This window comes from Urbifossiella limnaea (assembly GCF_007747215.1).
GTDB lineage: Bacteria > Planctomycetota > Planctomycetia > Gemmatales > Gemmataceae > Urbifossiella > Urbifossiella limnaea.
In genome coordinates, this window is sequence record NZ_CP036273.1 from 325,066 (window position 1) to 344,090 (window position 19,025).

A 19,025-nucleotide genomic window follows, 5' to 3' on the forward strand; every position below is an offset into this window, starting at 1 on the left:
CCCGCCGGCCGCGCGGGTGTCACGCCCCGAGTTCGCGGATCGGCCCGCGACCCCGCCGGCGGCGGTGCGGTCCGTAAACTACCTCACCCGCCCGCGCCGAGGAGCCGTCCGTGCCCGCGAGTCCGTTTGCCCGCGTCGAGACCCAGAACGTCGACTTCCCCGCCCTCGAGCGCGCCATCCTGAAGTTCTGGGACGACAACCGCATCTTCGAGCAGCGCCGCGCCAGGAACGCCGGCCAGAAGAAGTGGAGCTTCCTCGACGGCCCCATCACCGCGAACAACCCGATGGGCGTGCACCACGCCTGGGGGCGCACGTACAAGGACGCCTACAACCGCTACTTCGCCATGACCGGCCACGACCTCCGCTACCAGAACGGCTTCGACTGCCAGGGGCTGTGGGTGGAAGTCGAGGTCGAGAAGGAACTGAAGCTGCGCAGCAAGCGCGACATCGAGAGCCTCGTCCCCGGCGACACCGACGCCAGCATCGACACGTTCGTGCAGGCCTGCAAGGACCGCGTCAACAAGTTCGCGCGCGTGCAGACCGAGCAGAGCATCCGCCTCGGCTACTGGATGGACTGGGACCGCACCGACGCCGACTGGGCGAAGAGCCCGGACGAGCGGAAGTCGTACTTCACGATGGCGGAGCGGAACAACTACACGATCTGGTCGTTCCTCAAGAAGTGCCACGGCAAGGGGCTCGTCTACCGCGGCTACGACGTGATGCCGTGGTGCGGCCGCTGCGGCGTCGGCATTTCCGAGCAGGAGATGAAGGAGGGCTACAAGCTCACCGAGCACAAGAGCGCGTTCGTGAAGCTGCCCATCAAGGGGCGGCCCGGCGAGAATCTGCTGGTGTGGACGACGACGCCGTGGACGCTGACCAGCAACGTCGGCGCCGCGGTGAACCCGGAGCTGGTGTACCTGAAGGTGCAGCTCAAGGGCGAGGTGTACTACGTCTCGAAGGGCGCGTTCAAGCTCGACCGCATGGCCGGCGGCGCGGAGGAGGAAGGTGAAGAGACGGGCAAGAAGGGGAAGCGCCCCTGGCTCGACGGCGTGCCGCACCTCAACAGCATCGAGCAGCACTTCAAGGCGAAGGCCGGCAAGGACGGCTACGAGGTCGTGGGAGAAGTGAAGGGCGCCGAGCTGGTGGGGCTCGAATACGACGGCCCGTTCGACGACCTGCCGGCGCAGCAGCACCCGTTCGGCTTCCCGGCCGAGGTGGCGAAGGTGGTCGAGCAGCGCGGCTGGTGCCCGCCGAAGCCGGCGATGGAGTGTCACCGCGTTGTCAGCGGCGGCGGCGACGTGACCGACACGGAGGGCACCGGCATCGTCCACACCGCCCCCGGCTGCGGGCAGATCGACTTCCAGTGGGGCAAGGACAACGGCCTGCCGCCGGTCGCCCCGATCGGCGACGACGGCGTGTTCGTCGAGGGCTTCGGCACCCTCACGGGGAAGAACGCCGCCGACCCCGCCACCGCCGACGCGGTGTTCGAGCAGCTGAAGGGGAAGGACCGCCTGTTCGCCACGGAGCGCTACGTCCACCGCTACCCGCACTGCTGGCGCTGCAAGACGGAGCTGCTGTACCGCCTCGTGGACGAGTGGTTCATCGGCATGGGGCCGAAGCAGACCGACGAGGGGTTCCGCGGCGACATCATGAAGGTGGCGGATCAGGTGACGTTCCTGCCGGAGAGCATCAACGGCCGGGCCCGCGAGCGCGACTGGCTGCGGAACATGGGCGACTGGATGATCTCGAAGAAGCGCTACTGGGGGCTCGCGCTGCCGATCTGGGTGGACGAGCAAGACCCCACCGACTTCGAGGTCATCGGCAGCCGCGAGGAGTTGCAGGCCCGCGCCGTCGAGGGCTGGGACGACTTCGCCGGCCACACGCCGCACCGGCCGTGGGTCGACCGCGTGAAGATCAAGAACCCGCGCACCGGGCGGCTGATGTCGCGCATCCCGGACGTGGGGAACCCGTGGCTCGACGCCGGCATCGTGGCGTACAGCACGCTGCCGGCCGACTGGCGCCCGGCCGACTTCATCACCGAGAGCTTCCCCGGCCAGTTCCGCAACTGGTTCTACGCCCTGCTGGCGATGTCCACGATGATGGGCGAGGGGAAGGAACTGCCGTTCAAGACGCTGCTCGGGCACGGGTTGGTGCGCGACCAGTTCGGCCACGAGATGCACAAGAGCACGGGCAACTCGATCGAGTTCGTGGCCGCGGCCGACGCCGGCGGCGTGACGGTGGACGCGAAGGGTCAGCCGCTGCCGTTCAAGGCGATCGGCGCGGACGTGATGCGGTGGCTGTACTGCCGGTCGAACCCGGCGGCGAACCTGAACTTCGGCCCCGGCCCGGCGGACGAGGTGCGGGCGAAGTTCGTGCTGAAGCTGTGGAACTGCTACGGTTTCTTCGCCAACTACGCCGCCCTCGACGGCTTCGACCCCGCCGTGCCCGCGGTGCCGGTGGCCGAGCGGCCCGACATCGATCGCTGGATCCTGAGCGACCTGCAACTGCTGACGCGGACGGCCCGCGCCGCGTTCGAGCGGTTCGACGTGATGGCGTTCTGCCTCGCCGCCGAGGAGTTCATCGACGCCAAGCTGAGCAACTGGTACATCCGCCGCACCCGCGACCGCTTCTGGAGCAACGACGCGACGCTGGACGACACCGGCCGGCGCGACAAGCTCGCGGCGTACCAGACGCTGCACACGGTGCTGAAGGACGTGTGCCGGCTGTGCGCGCCGGTGGTGCCGTTCGTCACCGAGGTGATGTGGAAGAACCTGGCGGGCACCCCGGCGAGCGTCCACCTGACGGACTACCCGGTCGCCGACGACGCGCTGATGGACACCACGCTGTCGCAGGACATGGACGCGGTGCTGCGGATCGTGTCGCTCGGCGGCGCGGCGCGGAACGCCGCGAAGCAGAAGGTCCGTCAGCCGCTCGCCGAGCTGCGCGTGTCGCCCGGCTCCGACGCCGACCGCCGCGCCGTCGATCGCTTTCCCGGCCTCATCACCGACGAGCTGAACGTGAAGCGCGTGACCCTGCACGCGGCGACGGAGCCGATGCTGAAGGCGTCCGCGAAGCTGAACAAGAAGACGGCCGCGGCCAAGCTCGGCCCGAAGCTGAAGGAAGCAGAAGCCGCCCTCGACGCGCTCGACGGCGCCGCCGTGGACGCGGCGCTGGCGGCGGGCACGTTCGCGCTCGCCGGCGTGGCGCTGGAGCGGGCCGACATCACCATCGGCTACCTCGCCCCGGACGGCTGGTTCGGCGTGGTCGATCGCGGCACGCAGGTGATGATCGACGCGCGGCTGACGCCCGAGCTGAAGGCCGAGGGGCTGGCCCGCGACGTGGTGCGGCTCGTGCAGGACGCCCGCAAGGACGCCGGCCTCGACGTGGCCGACAAGATCGAGCTGCACCTCGGCACCGACGCCGAGCCGCTGCGGGCCGCCATCGCCGCGCACCGCGACACGATCGCCGGCGAGGTGCAGGCGACGACATGGGCCGACGCGCCGCCGGCCGGCGCGTTCACCCCCGCGGAGCCGCGCAAGGTGGACGGCCAAACCCTGACCATCGCGCTGCGGAAGGTGTGATTTCGTGGGGCCGGCCGAACCTGTTCCCACGTAACCCCTTCCGCGTTTCGTTCGCCCCGCGGATCGCCGGGACGAACTTTTTTATGAGTCGGTGACATGGTTCCGTGAATCGACCCCCACCGGCCGGAAACAAGAATCCCGGCCCGAGCGTCAGCCACCCGCGCAACCCCCCCAGTTTCCGCGCCCGGCGCCGATCCCCCGCGGCGCCGGCTCAACCGGCGTGCCCCATCCGTCCGATACCCCCATCAGACACGGACGTCGGTCGGGGTCAAGGACGACCCCCGCATTCGGCCGTCACGGAGGCCAGCCATGACGCGGTGGATCGGCAAGCGCGGGTTGTGGGGCGTGGTGGCGGCGGGCGCCGTCGCCGGCGGGGCGTTCGCCACCGAGCCCGGCGACGTGGTCACCTTCAAGGAAGGTAACAAGGACCGCAAGGTCACCGTCACCAAAGTCAACAAGAAGGCCGACGGCTCGGTCGAGGTGACCGGCAAGGACGCCTCGGGCGAGGTGACGAGTTGGGTCGAAGGCCCGGCCGCCGCCGCCGCCAAGGCCGCGACGCCGGGCAAGGCGACGGCCCCCGCGGCGCCCGTCACGCCGCCGGCGCTGCCGAAGGCCAAGGCCCGCGCCGAAGACCCGATGGGCGCGCCGACGGCGCCGATGCCGGAGACGGCGGCGGAGCGCGAGCGGCGGCTGTTCAACGGCAAGTTCTTCGGCCGCGACACGCCCGCGCCCACCCCCGCGGCCGCCGCCGGCACGACCGCCCCGCAGATCGCGGAGGCCGGCGAGCCGAAGGCCAAGCCCGGGCTGCTGAACCGCATCTTCGGCAAGAAGTCGGCCCCGGTGCCGGCGGCGATGCCCGGCCCGGCCGTCACCACGCCGACGGCCGCCGCCCCCGCGGCGAAGGCCGCCCCGACCGCGGTCGAGCCGAAGGTGGCGGCGCCGGTCCGCCCCGCGCCCGCGGCCGCGCCGCCGGTGAAGGCCGCGGCGCCGGTGCCGACGCCGTCGATCCCGGTGCCGATGCCGCTCCCGGCGACGCGGCCCGCGCCGGTGGCCGTGCCGGTGCCGCAGCCGCTGCCGCCGGTGGTGCCGCTGCCGACGATCCCCGGCGTCCCGCAGTCGGCCCGGCCGGGCGAGCCGGTCCACGTCGTGCTGCCGGTCGGGTACGTGCCGCCGGAGGTGGCGATGGCCGACGACGTGCGGCCGTTCGCGGGCACGCTCCGCGACGGCGGCTCGGCGGTGCGCGACCGGCTCCTCGCGGCGAAGGGGCTGGCCGACGGCCGCCACGGCTCGACGGACCAGGTGAAGGCGATGCTGTTCGCCGCGGCGCAGCGCGACCCGGCCGCGACGGTGCGGGCGGCGTGCGTCGACCACCTGGTGCGGCTCGGGTACTACCACCCGGACTTCATGAGCCACCTGAACCGGCTCGCGGAGGGCGCCGCCGGCGAGGAGCGCGACGCCGCCCGCGCCGGCCTGGCGAAGATGACGCCGCGCCGGTGGTGAGCGGCCCGTTCCGGCCCTCAATAACCGGCACACCCCGCGGGCCGTTGCTTTTCAGCAACGGCCCGCGGGGTGTGCCGATTTCGTTTCGGCTCGTTCCCCGACAGCGTCACGCCCCCTCACCGCGTCAGCCCGTCGCGCAAGTCCTGGGTCACACGGCCGCCGGGGAAGTCGAGCGTGAACGCCGTGCTCCCCGCCGGGAGCGTGAACCGCAGCCGGGCCGGCAGGCCGTCGGCGTAGGTGTGGACCGCCCGGCCGCCGACGAGGACCGTGCCCCAGTCGGCGACCACCACGTTGTCCGACACCACCTCGGCGAAGATCTCGTGCAGCGACTTCATCTCGCTGGCCAGCTTGTGGTCCCACAGGTCGATCGGGTTGCCGGCCGGGTCGCGCAGCTCCGACTCCTCGAACATGTCGTCCAGCTCCTCCATCTGCCCCTCGTCCACCTCCTCGCCGACGCCCAGCAGCACCAGCTTCACGAACCCCTGCTCGCCGCGCGCGACCCGGCGGGCGAACGCCCGGCAGTAGTCCTTCACCGCCTCCAGGTCCTCGATCACGCCGTCGGTGACGAACACGGCGACGGCCCAGCGGGCGCCGGCGAACACGCCCTCGACGAAGTGGCGGACCGGCGGCAGCAGTTGCGTCTGCCGGCCCCACTGCTTCGGCCCGCCGACCTTGAGCGTGGCGGCGGCGGCCTCGGTGACGGGGCCGATCGGCTCGACCTTCGACCCGTCCGGGCTGCACGCCCAGTACGCGAGGTGGACCTGCCCGTCGGACGCGAACCGGGCCAGGTACTCGGCCATCTTGCGGGCGACCGGCTCGACGAAGTTGACGCCGCCGGCGGCGGCCCGGAACAGCGGGCTGACCGGCCCCTTGGCCCCGTACATCTTCTGCATCGACGCCGACCCGTCGAGGGCGAGCCCGGCGCGGGCGCCTTCGATGTCGGGCTCCATCAGGATGGTGGCGACGACGCGGACCGAGCCGTCCGGCTGGGGGTAGACGTTGACCTCCCCGAAGGGCTCCTCGGGGGACGGGAGTTGGGCCACCGGCCGGGCACTCCGGAGCTGGGGGGGAACGATCGGTCCATCCTCCCCCATTCCGGCCGCGATTACAAGGGTGTTGGGGGCCGGCGGGCGGCGCGGCACCACCCCAAAAGACTTGCGTCCCGCCGACTCATTGCGTCTACTGACCCCCCGGGGGTGAGCCGCAGACGCAACGAGCGCGGCCCGTCCCTCCCTCCCCGCCGGAGCCCACGTCATGCCCCGCCTGCTCCTCACGTCCGCGCTGCTGCTGGCGCTCGCCGGCCCCGCCGCGGCCCAGGTCAACCCGCGCGAGAAGAAGGTCCGCGACGACAAGGCGAAGGTCGAGGCCGCCGGGTACTGGATCTACAACGACCTGCCGAAGGCCCGCGCCGAGGCGAAGGCCGCCGGCAAGCCGATCGTGGCCGTGTTCCGCTGCATCCCCTGCGAGGAGTGCGTGAAGCTGGACGACGAGCTGGTGGACACCGACGAGGCGCTGAAGCCGCTGCTGGCGCAGTACGTCCGCGTGCGCATCGTGTCGGCGAACGGGCTCGACCTGTCGCTGTTCCAGTACGACACCGACCAGTCGTTCGCCGTGTTCATGCTCAACGCCGACGGTACCATTTACGGCCGGTTCGGCACCCGCTCGGACCGCACGAACTGGATCGGCGACGTGTCGCTGCTGGGGCTGGCGAAGGCGCTGGCGGGCGGGCTGGAGCTGCACCGCGAGTACGCGGCGCGGCCGGCGGGCGCCCCCGTGCCGCCGGGGCTGGCGGCGAAGCGCGGCCCGGCGCCGCTGTTCCCCGTGCCGGAGCGCTTCCCGGCGCTGACGAAGTACGGCGCGGGCCTGGACTACCAGGGGAAGGTGGTGCAGAGCTGCATCCACTGCCACCAGGTCGGCGACGCCCAGCGCGAGCACCTGTGGAAGGCCGGGCCGCTGCCCGAGGACGTGCTGTTCCCGTACCCGCACCCGAAGGCGCTCGGCCTGATCCTCGACCCGCGCGAGACGGCGACGGTGAAGGACGTGGTGCCGGGCTCGCCCGCCGAGGCCGCGGGGTTCAAGGCGGGGGATTCGATTCGCGCCATGAACGGGCAGCGGCTGCTCTCCATCGCCGACGTGCAGTGGGTGCTGCAGCGCACGCCTCCGGCCGGCGGGACGATCGCGGCCGAGGTGCGGCGCGGCGGCGCGACGACGAACCTGACGTGGAAGCTGCCGGCGAGCTGGCGGCGCGCCGACGACCTGTCGTGGCGGGCGAGTTCGTGGGGCTTGCGCCGCATGGCCACGGGCGGCATCAAGCTGGAGCCGCTGCCCGGCGGGCGGCCGGCCGGCGTGCCGGCGACGGGGATGGCGCTGCTGGCGAAGCACGTCGGCGAGTACGGCCCGCACGCGGCGGCGAAGAACGCCGGGTTCCGCAAGGACGACGTGATCGTGTCGTTCGACGGCCGCACGGACCTGACGCGCGAGTCGGACGTGTTCGCGCACGTGCTGCTGGGGAAGCGGCCCGGCGACGCGGTGGCGGTGCGCGTGGTCCGCGCCGGCCGGCCGCTCGACCTGAAGCTGCCGGTTCAACCCTGACCCCGGAGGCTCCTCGTGCCGACCCGCCGCGCCGCCCTCGCCGCCCTCGCCGCCGCGCCGCTCGCCGCGGCGCAGGAGCCGCCGGCGCTGACGCTCTCGACGTTCAGCGCCGAGGTCACGATCCCCGCCGGCCACCCGTGCATGGGTGGCGGCGTCGCGCCGGTGAAGGAAGTGCTCGACCCGCTGGAGGCGCGCGGGTTCGTCCTCCGCGGGGCCGGGCGGCCGGTCGTGTTCCTCGCCGTGGACTGGTGCGAAATCCGCAACGCCGCCTACGACCGGTTCCGCGCCAAGGTCGCCGCCGCGGTCGGCACCGACCCGGTGCGCGTGATGCTGTGCGCGCTGCACCAGCACGACGCCCCCATCTTCGACACCGCCGCCGAGGAGCTGCTGGAGAAGCACAAGGCCGGAGCGTCGGTCGGCAGCGTCGCGGTGTTCGAGCGGCTCACGAGCGCCGTCGCCGACGCCGCGGCGGCGTGCCTGAAGACGGCGCGGCGCGTCACGCACCTGGGCACGGGTCGGGCGCGCGTCGACCAGGTGGCGTCGAACCGCCGCTACCTGGATGACGCCGGCGCGGTGCGCTACAACCGCATGTCCGCGACCCGCGACCCGAAGGTCCGCGCCGCCGGCGAGGGGATGATCGACCCTGAGCTGAAGCTGCTGTCGTTCTGGGACGGCGACGCGCCGCTCGCCGGGCTGTCGGCGTACGCGGTGCACCCGATGAGCTTCTACGGCCGCGGCGGCGTCAGCGCCGACTTCGTGGGGCTCGCCCGCCGCCGGCTCCAGGCCGACACGCCGGCGGCGCTGCAACTGTACGCCTCGGGGTGCAGCGGCAACGTGACGGCGGGCAAGTTCAACGACGGCGACCCCGGCAACCGCCCGGTGCTGGCCGACCGCGTGTACCGGGCGATGGCCGCCGCGTGGCGCGACACCCGCAAGACGCCGGTGACGGCGCCGACGTTCCGCAGCGTGCCGCTGACGCTCGAAGCGCGCGGCGGGCACGAATTCACGGTCGAGGCGCTGACGCGGCGCCTGACGAGCGACGCGCGGCCGTTCGGCCGCTGTCTGGCGGCGCTGGGCCTGAGCTGGGCGAACCGCGTGCGCGCCGGCGTACCGGTGGACGTGCCGGTGCTCGACTTCGGCGGCGCGGCGCTGACGGTGCTGCCGGCCGAGAGTTACGTCGAGTTCCAGCTGGCGGCGCAGCGGGCGCGGCCGGACGACTTCGTGGTGGTGGCGGGGTACGGCGAGTGCGGCCCGGGGTACATCCCGGTCGAGCGGGCGTGGGCGGAGAACGACGGCAACCTGAGCGACTGGTGCTGGGTGGCCCGCGGCAGCGAGGCGCGCATGACCGACGCGATTCGGCGGGCGCTGGCGCGGGGGTAGAACGATCCCCGCTTGCGGCGTAGCGCCGCGGCGCTACGCCGCAAGCGGCGGAAGATCACGCGCCGTCCCCGTACCGCTCGGGGGCGTAGCGCTTCGCCAGCAGCCCCGTCGCGGCGTCCAGGTCCACGTCGCACACCAGCACGCCCTCCTCGCCGTAGGGGAGGTGCGCCACCAGCCCGCCCTGCGGGCCGATCAGCGTCGTCGCCGACTCGGGGTAACGGAACGCGTAGTTCGCGCTCGCCACGTACACCGTGTTCTCCAGCGCCCGGCACATCACCGCCTTCTCGTAGTACGGCCCCGCGGGGTCACCCCACGCCCGCGGCACGGTGCCGGTGAGGTCGCTGCCGGTGCAGTGCGGGTGGAACACCACCTTCGCCCCGCGCGCCGCCGCCCAGCGCACCGTCTCGGGGTAGCGGAAGCCCTCGTGGCAGATCGCCACGCCGAACGTCAGCCCCTCGACGGTGAACAGCCGGCGGGTGCGGCCGGGGACGTACAGCGGCTCCTCCGACGGGTCGAGCTGGTTCTTCGTCTGCACGCCGACGAGATGGCCCTGCGCGTCGATCACGACCGCGGCGATGTGGCGGCCGAGGTCGGTGTGCCACTCCATGCCGAGGACCGCGGTGATGCCGTGGCGGCGCGTCATCTCGGTCGCGGCGCCGACGACGCGCTCCTGCTCGGCGCGGCCGAACGGCGGTACGGGGAAGTCGAGGCCGCGGAGGCCGGGGAGGTACGCTTCGGGGAAGCAAACGATTCGCGCGCCCTGTGCGGCGGCCGCGGCGAGGAGGCGGTCGGTGGCGGCGAGCCCGTCGGCGACGGTCGCCGCCACGCGCGGGCTGGCGAGGGCGATGTGCATACTTGAGTTGCCGCTTGCGGCGGAGCGCTACGCCGCAAGCGGCGGGGCGGGTTACACCAGCTTGTCGATGACCTGCGCCGAGCCCGGGAGCACGGGGTTGGGGCGATTCGACACGTCGTACACCATCGCGTGCGGGTCGATGCCGAGGGCGTGGTACGTCGTCGCCAGCACGTTCGGGTACGGGATCGCGTCGGTCTTCGCCTCGCCGGCCTGGGCGTCGGTCGTGCCGATCACCTGGCCCGTCCGCAGCCCGCCGCCGCTCATCAGCGCGAAGTTCACCCGCGCCCAGTGGTCGCGGCCGGCGTCCTTGTTAATCTTCGGCGTCCGCCCGAACTCGCCCCACACCACCACCAGGCAGTCCTTGTCCATGCCGCGGGCGTGGATGTCTTCCACCAGCGCCGACACGCCGCGGTCGAACAGCGGCAGCTGGCGTTCGAGGCTCTTGAAGTTGTTGCCGTGCGTGTCCCAGAAGCCGTAGGCCACGGTCACGACGCGGGCGCCGGCCTCCACCAGCCGGCGGGCCATCAGCAGCTGGTCGTTCCACTGCGGGGCGCCGTCGCCCTGGTGGCGCGGGGAGCCGCGGCCGTAGCGCTCGCGGACGCGCTCGGGCTCCTTCGTCACGTCCAGCGCGTCCACCACCTTGTTGCTGGCGAGCACGTCGAAGGCGCGGTCGTGGAACGTGTCCGTCGAGCCGCCGTCGGCGCGGCGCATCGCGTCCAGCCCGCCGAGGAGCGTGCGGCGGTCGGCGAGTTGGCCCGGCGGCACGACGACGTTCCGCATCACGCCGATCTCGTCGCCGTCCACCTTCACCGGGGCCGCGGCGCGGCCGAGGAGGGCGGCGCCGGGCGAGTTGTACGGCCGGTGCTGCATCGTCGGCGACAGGTCCACGAACGCCGGCACGATGGGGTCCGTCTGGCCCTGGAGGCGGGCGACGACGCTGCCGAAGTGCGGCTTGTTCTCGCGCTTGGCGGCGTCCATCGTGGTGGCGGTGTAGCTCTGCCAGCTGCTGTGCTCGTCGCGCTGGCCGACGAGCGACCGCACGACGGCGACCTTGTCCATGCAGCGGGCGAGCATCGGCAGGTGCTCGCAGACGGTCACGCCTGTCAGGTTCGTGCGGATGGGGTTGAACGTGCCGCGCACTTCCGCCGGGGCGTTCGGCTTGAGGTCGAACGTGTCCTGGTGGGCCATGCCGCCGGTCAGGTAGACCATGATGACGGACTTGTGCGTGCGGCGGCCGCTGGCCGCTTCGGCGCGCATCAGGTTCGGCAGGGTGAGGCCGGCGGCGGCGCCGGCGGTGAGGAAGCCGCGGCGGGTGACGCCGTCGCAGTACCGGTGGGCGTGGCCGGGGATGGTGAGCATCGCAGCTCCGGGAGCGGGGGCACGGGGAACGCGCCGGCGGGTGGTATGAGTATATTCGGCCGTCCGGGTGCGCCGCAACACCCACATGCTCTTTCGCCGCCCGCCCGGGCGCCGCCGGCCGCGTCACCCGGCGCCGGTCAGGTGCAGCGCCTCGAGCAGCGCCGACCGCAGCGCCAGGAAGGCGGCGTCGGTGCGGCGGCGCGGCCGCGGCAGGCCCACGTCGATCACCCGGTCCACCCGCCCCGGCCGCGGCGACAGCACCACGATCCGGTCGCTCAGGTAAATCGCCTCGTCCACGTCGTGCGTCACCAGCAGCATCGTCGTGCCGCGGGCCGCCCACAGCCGCAGCAACTCGTCCTGCATCCGCATCCGGGTGAACTGGTCCAGCGCCCCCAGCGGCTCGTCCAGCAACAGCACCCGCGGGTGCGTCACCAGCGCCCGCGCCAGCGCCGCCCGCTGGGCCATGCCGCCGGAGAGCTGGTGCGGGTACGCCCCGGCGAACGCCGTCAGCCCGGTCAGCGCCAGGAGCTCGTCCACCTCGTGCCGCCGCTGCCGCAGCACGCCCTGCGCCACCAGCCCGGCCTCGACGTTCCGCCGCACCGTCAGCCACGGGAACAGGCTCGGGTCCTGGAACATCAGCCCGCGGTCGGCGCCCGGCCCGGTCACCGGGTTCGATCCGACGTGCAGCGCGCCGCGGGTCGGGGCGTCGAGGCCGGCCACCATCCGCAGCAGCGTGGACTTGCCGCACCCGCTCGGGCCGACCAGCGCCACCAGCTCGCCGCCGGCCACGTCGAGCGAGACGCCGGCGAGCGCGACGACGGTGGCGCCGTCGGCGGCGCGGAACGTCTTGCTCACGTCGCGCACCCGCAGGGCGGCGCCGTCCGCGGGCGTCACCACTTGATCACCCCCTGTTGCCACCGGAGCACGCGGTCGCGGACCTTGAACAGCAGCGTCATGAGCGTGGAGAAGAACGCGGCGCTGATGAGGAGCGTGCCGTACACCTTGGCGTACTCCATGTACCCCTGCTGCCACCGCAGGTACCACCCGAGGCCGGCCTGCACGCCGACCGTCTCGGCGACGATGAGCGTGAGGAACGACGCGCCCAACCCCATGAACAGGCCGACGAAAATGTTCGGCAGCGCGGCCGGCAGCGCGACGCGGAAGATGAGGTACAGCCGGCCGGCGCCGAGGGTGCGGGCCACGTCCAGGTACGACAGCCGGACGTTGGCGATGCCCGACGACGTGAGGATGGTCATCGGGAACCACACGGCGAAGCCGATGAGCGCGACGGCGCACGGGAACGAGTCCTTCCACAGCGTCATCACCAGCGGGATGAGCGCCGTCGCCGGCACGGGGCCGACCAGCTTCAGCGCCGGCATCGCCCAGTAGCGCACCGCCGGGAACCAGCCGACGAGCACGCCGGTGACGAGCCCCGCGGCGACGCCGGCGGCGTACCCGGCGAGGAGCAGTTGCAGCGAGTGCCAGGCGCTTTCGAGCAGGATCGCGCGGTCGTCGAACACGGCCGCGAACACCTCGTCGGGGCCGGGGAAGAACGGCTGCTTCAGCCAGTTCATTTTGACGGTGACGAACTCCCACAGGGCCAGCAGCGCGACGGCGGCGGCGGTCAGCGGCGCGAAGTGGCGGACCGCGGGGCGCAGCGCCGGGAGCGCGGCCTGGAGCGCCGCGGCGAGGAGGCCGAGGGCGCCGACGGCGGCGACGACGACGGGGTACGGGTGCTGCCAGGCGGGGGCGGACGCGAGCCAGGTGAGCGGCGGCGGTTGCGCGTCGGCGAGGGCGAGGTGGGCGGCGAGCGCGGCGACGGCGGCGGCGGTCGGCGACAGGGCGGCACCCCAGCGGGCGGGCTGCGGGTCGGCGAGGTCGGACGCCATCCGGCGAACTCCGCGGGCAGGTGGTCCGGGGGCGTGCGTGGTCACTGCGCCAGGCTCTCGCCCACGCAGCAGGCGGCGCAGCACGGGCACGCCCCCGAGCCCTTCGGGCCGAACAGCGCGGCGAACTGCGCCGCCGGCAGCAGCCGCGGCCGGCCGCCCGGCACGCGCTCCACCACTTGCGCCGTCACCCACTCGTCGGTCACGCCCGGCAGGTCGAGCCACGCCCGCCGCGCCAGCGCCGCCGCGTCCGTCGAGGCGCCCAAGAGCTTCGCCTTCTGCATGTCGGCGGCGGCCTGCTCGACGCTGCTCTTCCCGCGCGCCACGGCCGGCGTGTACTTCAGGTGCATCAGCGCCTGCGTGTTCACCTCGGCGGACGCGGCCACGTACTTCTTCTCCACGCCCAGCTCGGCCGCCGCCTTCGGGTTCTCCTGCACCCACTTCGCCGCCTTCAGAATCGCCTTCGTCACCTTCGCCGCCGCGGCCGGGTGCTGCCGCGCGAACTCGCCGTTGACGAGGACGGCACAACAGTACTCGTCCGCGTAGGGGGCGTCGGTCGCCTGGTCGGCGAGGGTGCGGACGACCCCCTGCCCCTCCAGGATGGTGCCGATCGGGTCGGCGGTGGCGATCGCGTCGAGCTCGCCGTCCTGGAGCCGCTTGCCGAGCAGGCCGGGGTCCATCGCCACCCACGTCACCTGCCTCGCCTCCAGCGACGGGTCGATGCCGGCGGCGGCGAGCACCCGGCAGGCGAACATGTACGGCGGGCTGCCGATGTGCGTCGGCACGCCGATCCGCCTCCCCTTCAGGTCCGCGGCCGTCTTGATCGCCGACGTGGGCGGCACCTGCACCCGCAGGCAGCCGGTGTGGACGCCGCCGGTGATCTTGATGTCGCTCCCCTTCTCGATCCCCTTGAGGGCGTACATCACGAGCGTGTGGTTGGCGTGGAACGTGCCGTTGGCGAGGCCCTCCCGCAGCCCGTCCCAGTCGGTGCGGACGATCTCCGTCTCGACCCCCTGCTCGGCGAACAGCCCGCGCTCCTGGGCGACGAAGATGGGCGCCTCGCAGGTGAGGCCGAGGTACGCGACCTTGAGCTTGCCGGCGCCCGGCTCGCCGGGCGCGACCGACCCGCGCCCGCCGCACCCGGCCGGGACGAGGGCGAGACCGGCCGCCAGCAGGCATGCGACGGCGAGCAACGGGCGGCGGGTCATGACGGCGTCTCCGCGGGGGTGGACGGCGAACTCACTTCTTCAGGATGGCCTTCTGGTTCTCCAGGATCGTCTCCTGGTTCTTCAGCACTCTGTCGAGCTTCTCCTGGTTGGCCAGGATGCTCTTCTGGTTCGCCTGGATCTTGTCCTGGTTCGCCAGCAGCTTCTCCAGCTTGGCCTGGTTGCCCTCGATCGTCTTCTGGTTGGCGATGATCGTCTCCTGGTTGGCGATGATCGTCTTCTGGTTCGCCAGGATGTCGTCTTCCTTGGCCACGGGCGTCACTCCGGAGAGAGGTACGATCGGCCGGGGGCCGACCCGCCCCGTGCGGGCCGGTCCCTCCGGCGTAGTGTAAGGGTTCGTGCGTCAACGGGTCGAACTCGCCCCGCGCCGCGGGGGCGACCGTCGAACGGGCCGGCTCAGGACCGCGGCGGTCGCTCGGGCCGGAAGGGACGGGTGGCGGGGTCGAAGGCGAGTGGCGAGGTGAAGGCAGGGCCGACCCCGGCCGCCGGGGGCACGGGCTCGTGCGGGGCACGCACGGCCTGCTCGACCGGCGGCGTCGCCGGGGCCGCCGGGGCGAGCGGGATCGGGTCGCGGTGCCGGGAGCAGGACGGCCCGTGGCACGGCTCCGGGGGGTGGGCGGGTGTCGGCGAGTCGGCCGCGGTCGCCCCCGTGGGGGAGACGATCACGACGTAGTCGCCGCAGCCGGCGCGGGCGTCCGGAGCGAGGAGCGCGACCGCCACGACGGCGAGGAAGGCCCCCCACCGCGGCGCCCGTCGGCTGTTCCGCCTCGCCCGTTCCGACACGACTCTCGCCCACGGGGTTGTCACCCGCGCGGCGCGGGTGATGTGGTCACCAGGAATACGCCTATCATGACCGCAACGGCCCGCCGAGGCAACCGCCATCCGGCGCGAAGTCGCCACCGGCCGCCCTCCCGCCGAGCCCCGCGATGCCCCGCACCGTCCCGCTCTCGCGCGTCATCGACCTCACCGACCCCGCCGGCAACCGCGTCTACAACATGACCGTGGACGAGGCCCGCGCCCTCGTCGCCGCCGGCGACGCCGACGCGGTCCGCCGCATCGACGGCGAGTTCGCCCTGGTCGGCCAGCAGGGCAAGAGCGTGCTGATGGCCCGCACCATCGGCCGGCTGCTCCGCTACTTCATCGCCAAGTTCCGCGACGGCCCTATCCTCATCGTCGCCGACCGCATCGACGCCATCCGCGCCGAGCTCGACGCCCACGGCCTCGGCGACCAGTTCCACCCGTCATACACCCGCATGGTGCCGGCGCACCACGTCGTGCGGATCGAGCTCGTCGGCTGCCCCGACCCGAACCCGACGTACACCCGCTTCTTCGCCCCCGAACGGAACAGCCAGCCGGCCGACCCGGCGGCGATCGGCGAGCGCTACGTCGGCGCCGCGTTCGCCGAAATCACCCGCTGGCTCGACCGCGTCCCGGCGCACGAGCCGATCGGCGTGTGCTTCTCCGGCGGCGTCGACAGCGGGGCCGTGTTCCTGCTGACGTACCACGCGCTGCTGACCCGCGGCGACAGCCCGGCCCGGCTGAAGGCGTTCACCCTCGCGGTGGACGGCGGCGGCCCCGACCTGGCGCAGGCCCGCGACTTCCTCGGCCGCCTCGGGCTGGAGTTGTTCCTCGAACCGATCCCCGTCCGCGGCGCCGACATCGCCATCGAGGACGCCGTCCGGGTGATCGAGGACTACAAGCCGCTGGACGTGCAATCCGGCGCGATGGCGCTGGCGCTGTGCCGCGGCGTGCGCGCCCGCTACCCCGAGTGGCGCTACCTGCTCGACGGCGACGGCGGCGACGAGAACCTGAAGGACTACCCGATCGAGGACAACCCCGAGCTGACGATCCGCAGCGTGCTGAACAACCTGATGCTGTACCAGGAGGGCTGGGGCGTCGGGGCCATCAAGCACTCGCTGACGTACTCCGGCGGCCAGAGCCGGGGCTACGCCCGCACCTACGCGCCGCTGGCGGTGACGGGGTTCGTCGGGCTCAGCCCGTTCGTGTGCCCGGCGGTCATCGCCGTGGCCGAGGGCATCCCGTTCATCGAACTCACCGGCTGGGACCACGACCGGCTGTACGACCTGAAGGGGGCGGTGGTGGCCGCGGGGGTGAAGGCGGTGACGGGGCTGGAGCTGCCGGTGTTCCCGAAGCGCCGCTTCCAGCACGGGGCGGCGGACCGGCCGGCGGAGCTGTTCCCGGCCGGCGCGGCGGCCTACCGGCGGGCGTACCAGCGGGTGTACGAGGCGGCGGGGGCGTGACCGGCATGACCCACCCGCTGCCGACCGACGACTGGGTGCTCGCCCGCCGGCCGCCGCGCAACGCCGTCGCCGCCGACCGGCCGTATGCGTTCCTGGTCGAGCCCGAGCCCGCCGCCGACGGCCGGCTCGTCGACGTCGCCACGCTGTTCCTCAGCAACCGCGAGTGCCCGTTCCGCTGCGTCATGTGCGACCTGTGGAAGAACACGCTCGCCGAGTCCGTCGCCCCCGGCCAGATACCCGAGCAGATTCGCTGGGCGCTCGCGCAGCTGCCGGCGGCACACCACCTGAAGCTGTACAACGCCGGCAGCTTCTTCGACCCGCGCGCCGTCCCGCCCGCCGACTACGCCGCCATCGCACGCCTCGCGGCGCCGTTCGAGCGCGTCGTGGTCGAGTGTCACCCGCGGCTCGTCGGCCGGCGCTGCTTCGAGTTTCAGGCGCTGCTCGCGGGCCAGTTCGAGGTGGCGATGGGGCTCGAAACCGTCCACCCCGACGTGCTGCCGCGGCTGAACAAGGGGATGACTCTCGCCGACTTCACCCGCGCGGCCGCCGACCTCCGCGCGGCCGGCGCCGCGGTGCGGGCGTTCATCCTGGTGCGGCCGCCGTTCCTGACCGACGCCGAGGGGCTGGAGTGGGCCAAGCGGTCGCTCGACTTCGCGTTCGCCGCCGGGGCCGAGTGCTGTAGCCTGATCCCCACGCGCGCCGGCAACGGCGCGATGGAAGAACTCGCGGCGCAGGGCCACTTCGCGCCGCCGTCGCTCGACGCGGTGGAAGCAGCCTTCGAGTACGGCCTGGGGCTGCGGGCCGGCCGCGTGTTCGTGGACCTGTGGGACATCGGCACGCCGGGCGCCGACGCGGCGCGCGTGGCCCGGCTCGGCCGCATGAACCTGTCGCAGAAGGTGGAAGCCCCGTGACGCGGCTCGACTGCGATCTCGTCGTACTCGGCTCCGGCTTCGGCGGCACGCTGCTGGCGATCGTGGCGCGATCGCTGGGCCTGTCGGTGGCGGTGGTCGAGCGCGGCACGCACCCGCGGTTCGCCATCGGCGAATCATCGACGCCGCTGGCCGACTTCAAGCTCGCCCGCATCGCCGACCGGTTCGGCCTCGACTGGTTGCGGCCGCTGGCGAAGTACGGCCCGTGGAAGGCGACGTACCCGCACCTCAGCTGCGGGCTGAAGCGCGGGTTCAGCTTCTTCCGCCACCGGGCCGGCGAGTCGTTCGCGCCCGCCGAGGGGAACGCGAACGCCCTCATCGTCGCCGCCAGCCCGACGGACGCCACCGCCGACACGCACTGGTACCGCCCCGACTTCGACGCCCACCTCGTCGAGCGCGCCGTTGCCGCAGGCGCGCACTACCTCGACCGCTGCGAGGTTCACACACTTCGGCACACCAAGCCCGGTTGGGAAATCGAAGGGGCGCGGCCCGATGGCGCGGTGAGCGTCCGCGCCGGCCTGCTGATCGACGCCACCGGCACCGGGCAGGCGCTCGCCGAAGCGCTGAAGCTGGAGGCGGTCGATCCCGCGCAGCTGCGGACGCGGTCGCGCGCCCTCTACTCGCACTTCCGCGGCGTGGCCCACTGGCACGACGTGCTCGGCCCGGCGGCCACCGCCGACCACCCGTTCCCGTGCGACGCCGCGGCCCTGCACCAGATCATCGACGGCGGCTGGATGTGGGTGCTGCGGTTCGAGAACGGCATCACCAGCGCCGGCTTCTCGCTCGACCCCGACCGCCACCCGGTCCGGCCGGGCGAGTCGCCGGACGCGGAGTGGCGGCGGCTGCTCGACACGTACCCGTCGCTGGCGCGGCAGTTCGCCGACGCGGTGCCGACGCGGCCGCTGGTGCGCACGGGCCGGTTGCAGCGCCGCCTCACCCGCGCGGCCGGCCCCGACTGGGCGCTGCTGCCGCACGCCGCGGGCTTCCTCGACGCCTGGCTCAGCCCCGGCATCGCGCAGACGCTGTACGCGGTGAACCGGCTCGCCAACGTCCTGGCCGACGAGCCGGCCGCGCGCGCGCGCCGGCTGGCGGGCTACGGCGACGCGGTGCTGCGCGAGCTGGCGTGGGTGGACGAGATCACCGGGACGTGCTTCGAGTGCCTCGACCGCTTCCCGGTGCTGGCGACGGCGGTGATGGTGTACTTCACCGCGGCGATTTACTGTGAGGAGCGCGAGCGCCGCGGCGAGGCCGGGCCGGACGAGGGGTTCCTGCTCGCCGACCACCCGGAGTACCGCGCCGCCGCGGCGAAGTTGTTCGCGGCGGCGCGGACGACGGCGGACGCGGACGCGTTCCTCGCCGCCGCCCGCCGCGCGCTGGAGCCGTACAACTCGTGCGGCCTGTGCGACCCGCGGCGGCGGAACATGTACCCGTACACCGCGTCGCACGCCGCCCGGTAGG

General features: G+C 73.1%; 15 protein-coding genes. 7 read left to right on the plus strand and 8 right to left on the minus strand.

Annotated elements, in window-relative coordinates; translation table 11 throughout:
• Nucleotides 1-110: 110 nt before the first annotated feature.
• Together ETAA1_RS01405 and ETAA1_RS01410 are read left to right on the plus strand one after the other, a co-directional pair.
• Nucleotides 111-3,581 carry an isoleucine--tRNA ligase gene (locus ETAA1_RS01405; protein WP_145233652.1) on the plus strand — a complete coding sequence of 1,157 codons (3,471 nt, stop codon included), beginning with the start codon at nucleotides 111-113 and terminating at the stop codon, nucleotides 3,579-3,581.
• 309 nt (nucleotides 3,582-3,890) lie between these two features.
• Nucleotides 3,891-5,081, plus strand: a complete 1,191-nt coding sequence (locus tag ETAA1_RS01410; RefSeq protein WP_145233654.1) for a hypothetical protein — start codon at nucleotides 3,891-3,893, stop codon at nucleotides 5,079-5,081.
• A gap of 116 nt (nucleotides 5,082-5,197) precedes the next feature.
• On the opposite strand, the gene ETAA1_RS01415 is transcribed toward ETAA1_RS01410, so the two are convergent.
• Nucleotides 5,198-6,124 carry a vWA domain-containing protein gene (locus ETAA1_RS01415; RefSeq protein WP_202920579.1) on the minus strand — a complete coding sequence of 309 codons (927 nt, stop codon included), beginning with the start codon at nucleotides 6,122-6,124 and terminating at the stop codon, nucleotides 5,198-5,200.
• Nucleotides 6,125-6,335: 211 nt separating this feature from the next.
• On the opposite strand from ETAA1_RS01415, the gene ETAA1_RS01420 reads away from it, so the two are divergent.
• Both ETAA1_RS01420 and ETAA1_RS01425 read left to right on the plus strand, forming a co-directional pair.
• Nucleotides 6,336-7,673, plus strand: coding sequence for a Trx7/PDZ domain-containing (seleno)protein (locus ETAA1_RS01420; RefSeq protein WP_145233658.1), 1,338 nt, complete (start codon nucleotides 6,336-6,338; stop codon nucleotides 7,671-7,673).
• A 15-nt stretch (nucleotides 7,674-7,688) separates the two neighbouring features.
• Nucleotides 7,689-9,053: a hypothetical protein gene (locus ETAA1_RS01425; protein ID WP_238389345.1), complete on the plus strand. Its 1,365-nt coding sequence runs from the start codon at nucleotides 7,689-7,691 to the stop codon at nucleotides 9,051-9,053.
• A 55-nt stretch (nucleotides 9,054-9,108) separates the two neighbouring features.
• On the opposite strand, the gene ETAA1_RS01430 is transcribed toward ETAA1_RS01425, so the two are convergent.
• The 7 genes from ETAA1_RS01430 to ETAA1_RS01460 form a co-directional block, all read right to left on the minus strand.
• Nucleotides 9,109-9,906 carry a carbon-nitrogen hydrolase family protein gene (locus tag ETAA1_RS01430; RefSeq protein ID WP_145233660.1) on the minus strand — a complete coding sequence of 266 codons (798 nt, stop codon included), beginning with the start codon at nucleotides 9,904-9,906 and terminating at the stop codon, nucleotides 9,109-9,111.
• A 51-nt stretch (nucleotides 9,907-9,957) separates the two neighbouring features.
• Nucleotides 9,958-11,265 (minus strand): DUF1501 domain-containing protein, encoded by a 1,308-nt coding sequence (locus ETAA1_RS01435; RefSeq protein ID WP_145233662.1) that lies wholly within the window; start codon nucleotides 11,263-11,265, stop codon nucleotides 9,958-9,960.
• Between the two features lie 123 nt (nucleotides 11,266-11,388).
• The gene (locus tag ETAA1_RS01440; protein WP_145233664.1) at nucleotides 11,389-12,162 is read right to left on the minus strand and encodes an ABC transporter ATP-binding protein; all 774 of its coding nucleotides are present in this window, start codon (nucleotides 12,160-12,162) and stop codon (nucleotides 11,389-11,391) included.
• On the minus strand, nucleotides 12,156-13,154 hold the full coding sequence (locus tag ETAA1_RS01445; protein ID WP_145233666.1) for an ABC transporter permease: 999 nt from the start codon (nucleotides 13,152-13,154) through the stop codon (nucleotides 12,156-12,158). The genes ETAA1_RS01440 and ETAA1_RS01445 overlap by 7 nt, the downstream gene beginning before the upstream one ends.
• 41 nt (nucleotides 13,155-13,195) lie before the next feature.
• Nucleotides 13,196-14,359 carry an ABC transporter substrate-binding protein gene (locus ETAA1_RS01450; protein WP_145233668.1) on the minus strand — a complete coding sequence of 388 codons (1,164 nt, stop codon included), beginning with the start codon at nucleotides 14,357-14,359 and terminating at the stop codon, nucleotides 13,196-13,198.
• A gap of 31 nt (nucleotides 14,360-14,390) precedes the next feature.
• Nucleotides 14,391-14,630, minus strand: coding sequence for a hypothetical protein (locus ETAA1_RS01455; RefSeq protein ID WP_145233669.1), 240 nt, complete (start codon nucleotides 14,628-14,630; stop codon nucleotides 14,391-14,393).
• A gap of 143 nt (nucleotides 14,631-14,773) precedes the next feature.
• Entirely contained in the window at nucleotides 14,774-15,160 is a 387-nt protein-coding gene (locus ETAA1_RS01460) for a hypothetical protein (RefSeq protein WP_145233671.1), read from the minus strand.
• 143 nt (nucleotides 15,161-15,303) lie between these two features.
• Here ETAA1_RS01460 and ETAA1_RS01465 point away from each other — a divergent pair, with 143 nt between their 5' ends.
• From ETAA1_RS01465 to ETAA1_RS01475, 3 genes are read left to right on the plus strand one after another with little or no spacing between them, the layout of a single operon-like run.
• Nucleotides 15,304-16,638 carry an asparagine synthase-related protein gene (locus ETAA1_RS01465; RefSeq protein WP_145233673.1) on the plus strand — a complete coding sequence of 445 codons (1,335 nt, stop codon included), beginning with the start codon at nucleotides 15,304-15,306 and terminating at the stop codon, nucleotides 16,636-16,638.
• A 5-nt stretch (nucleotides 16,639-16,643) separates the two neighbouring features.
• Entirely contained in the window at nucleotides 16,644-17,549 is a 906-nt protein-coding gene (locus ETAA1_RS01470; protein ID WP_145233675.1) for a radical SAM protein, read from the plus strand.
• Nucleotides 17,546-19,024, plus strand: a complete 1,479-nt coding sequence (locus tag ETAA1_RS01475; RefSeq protein ID WP_145233677.1) for an NAD(P)/FAD-dependent oxidoreductase — start codon at nucleotides 17,546-17,548, stop codon at nucleotides 19,022-19,024. Before ETAA1_RS01470 ends, ETAA1_RS01475 begins: the two co-directional genes overlap by 4 nt.
• The last annotated feature ends 1 nt before the right edge of the window (nucleotide 19,025 follow it).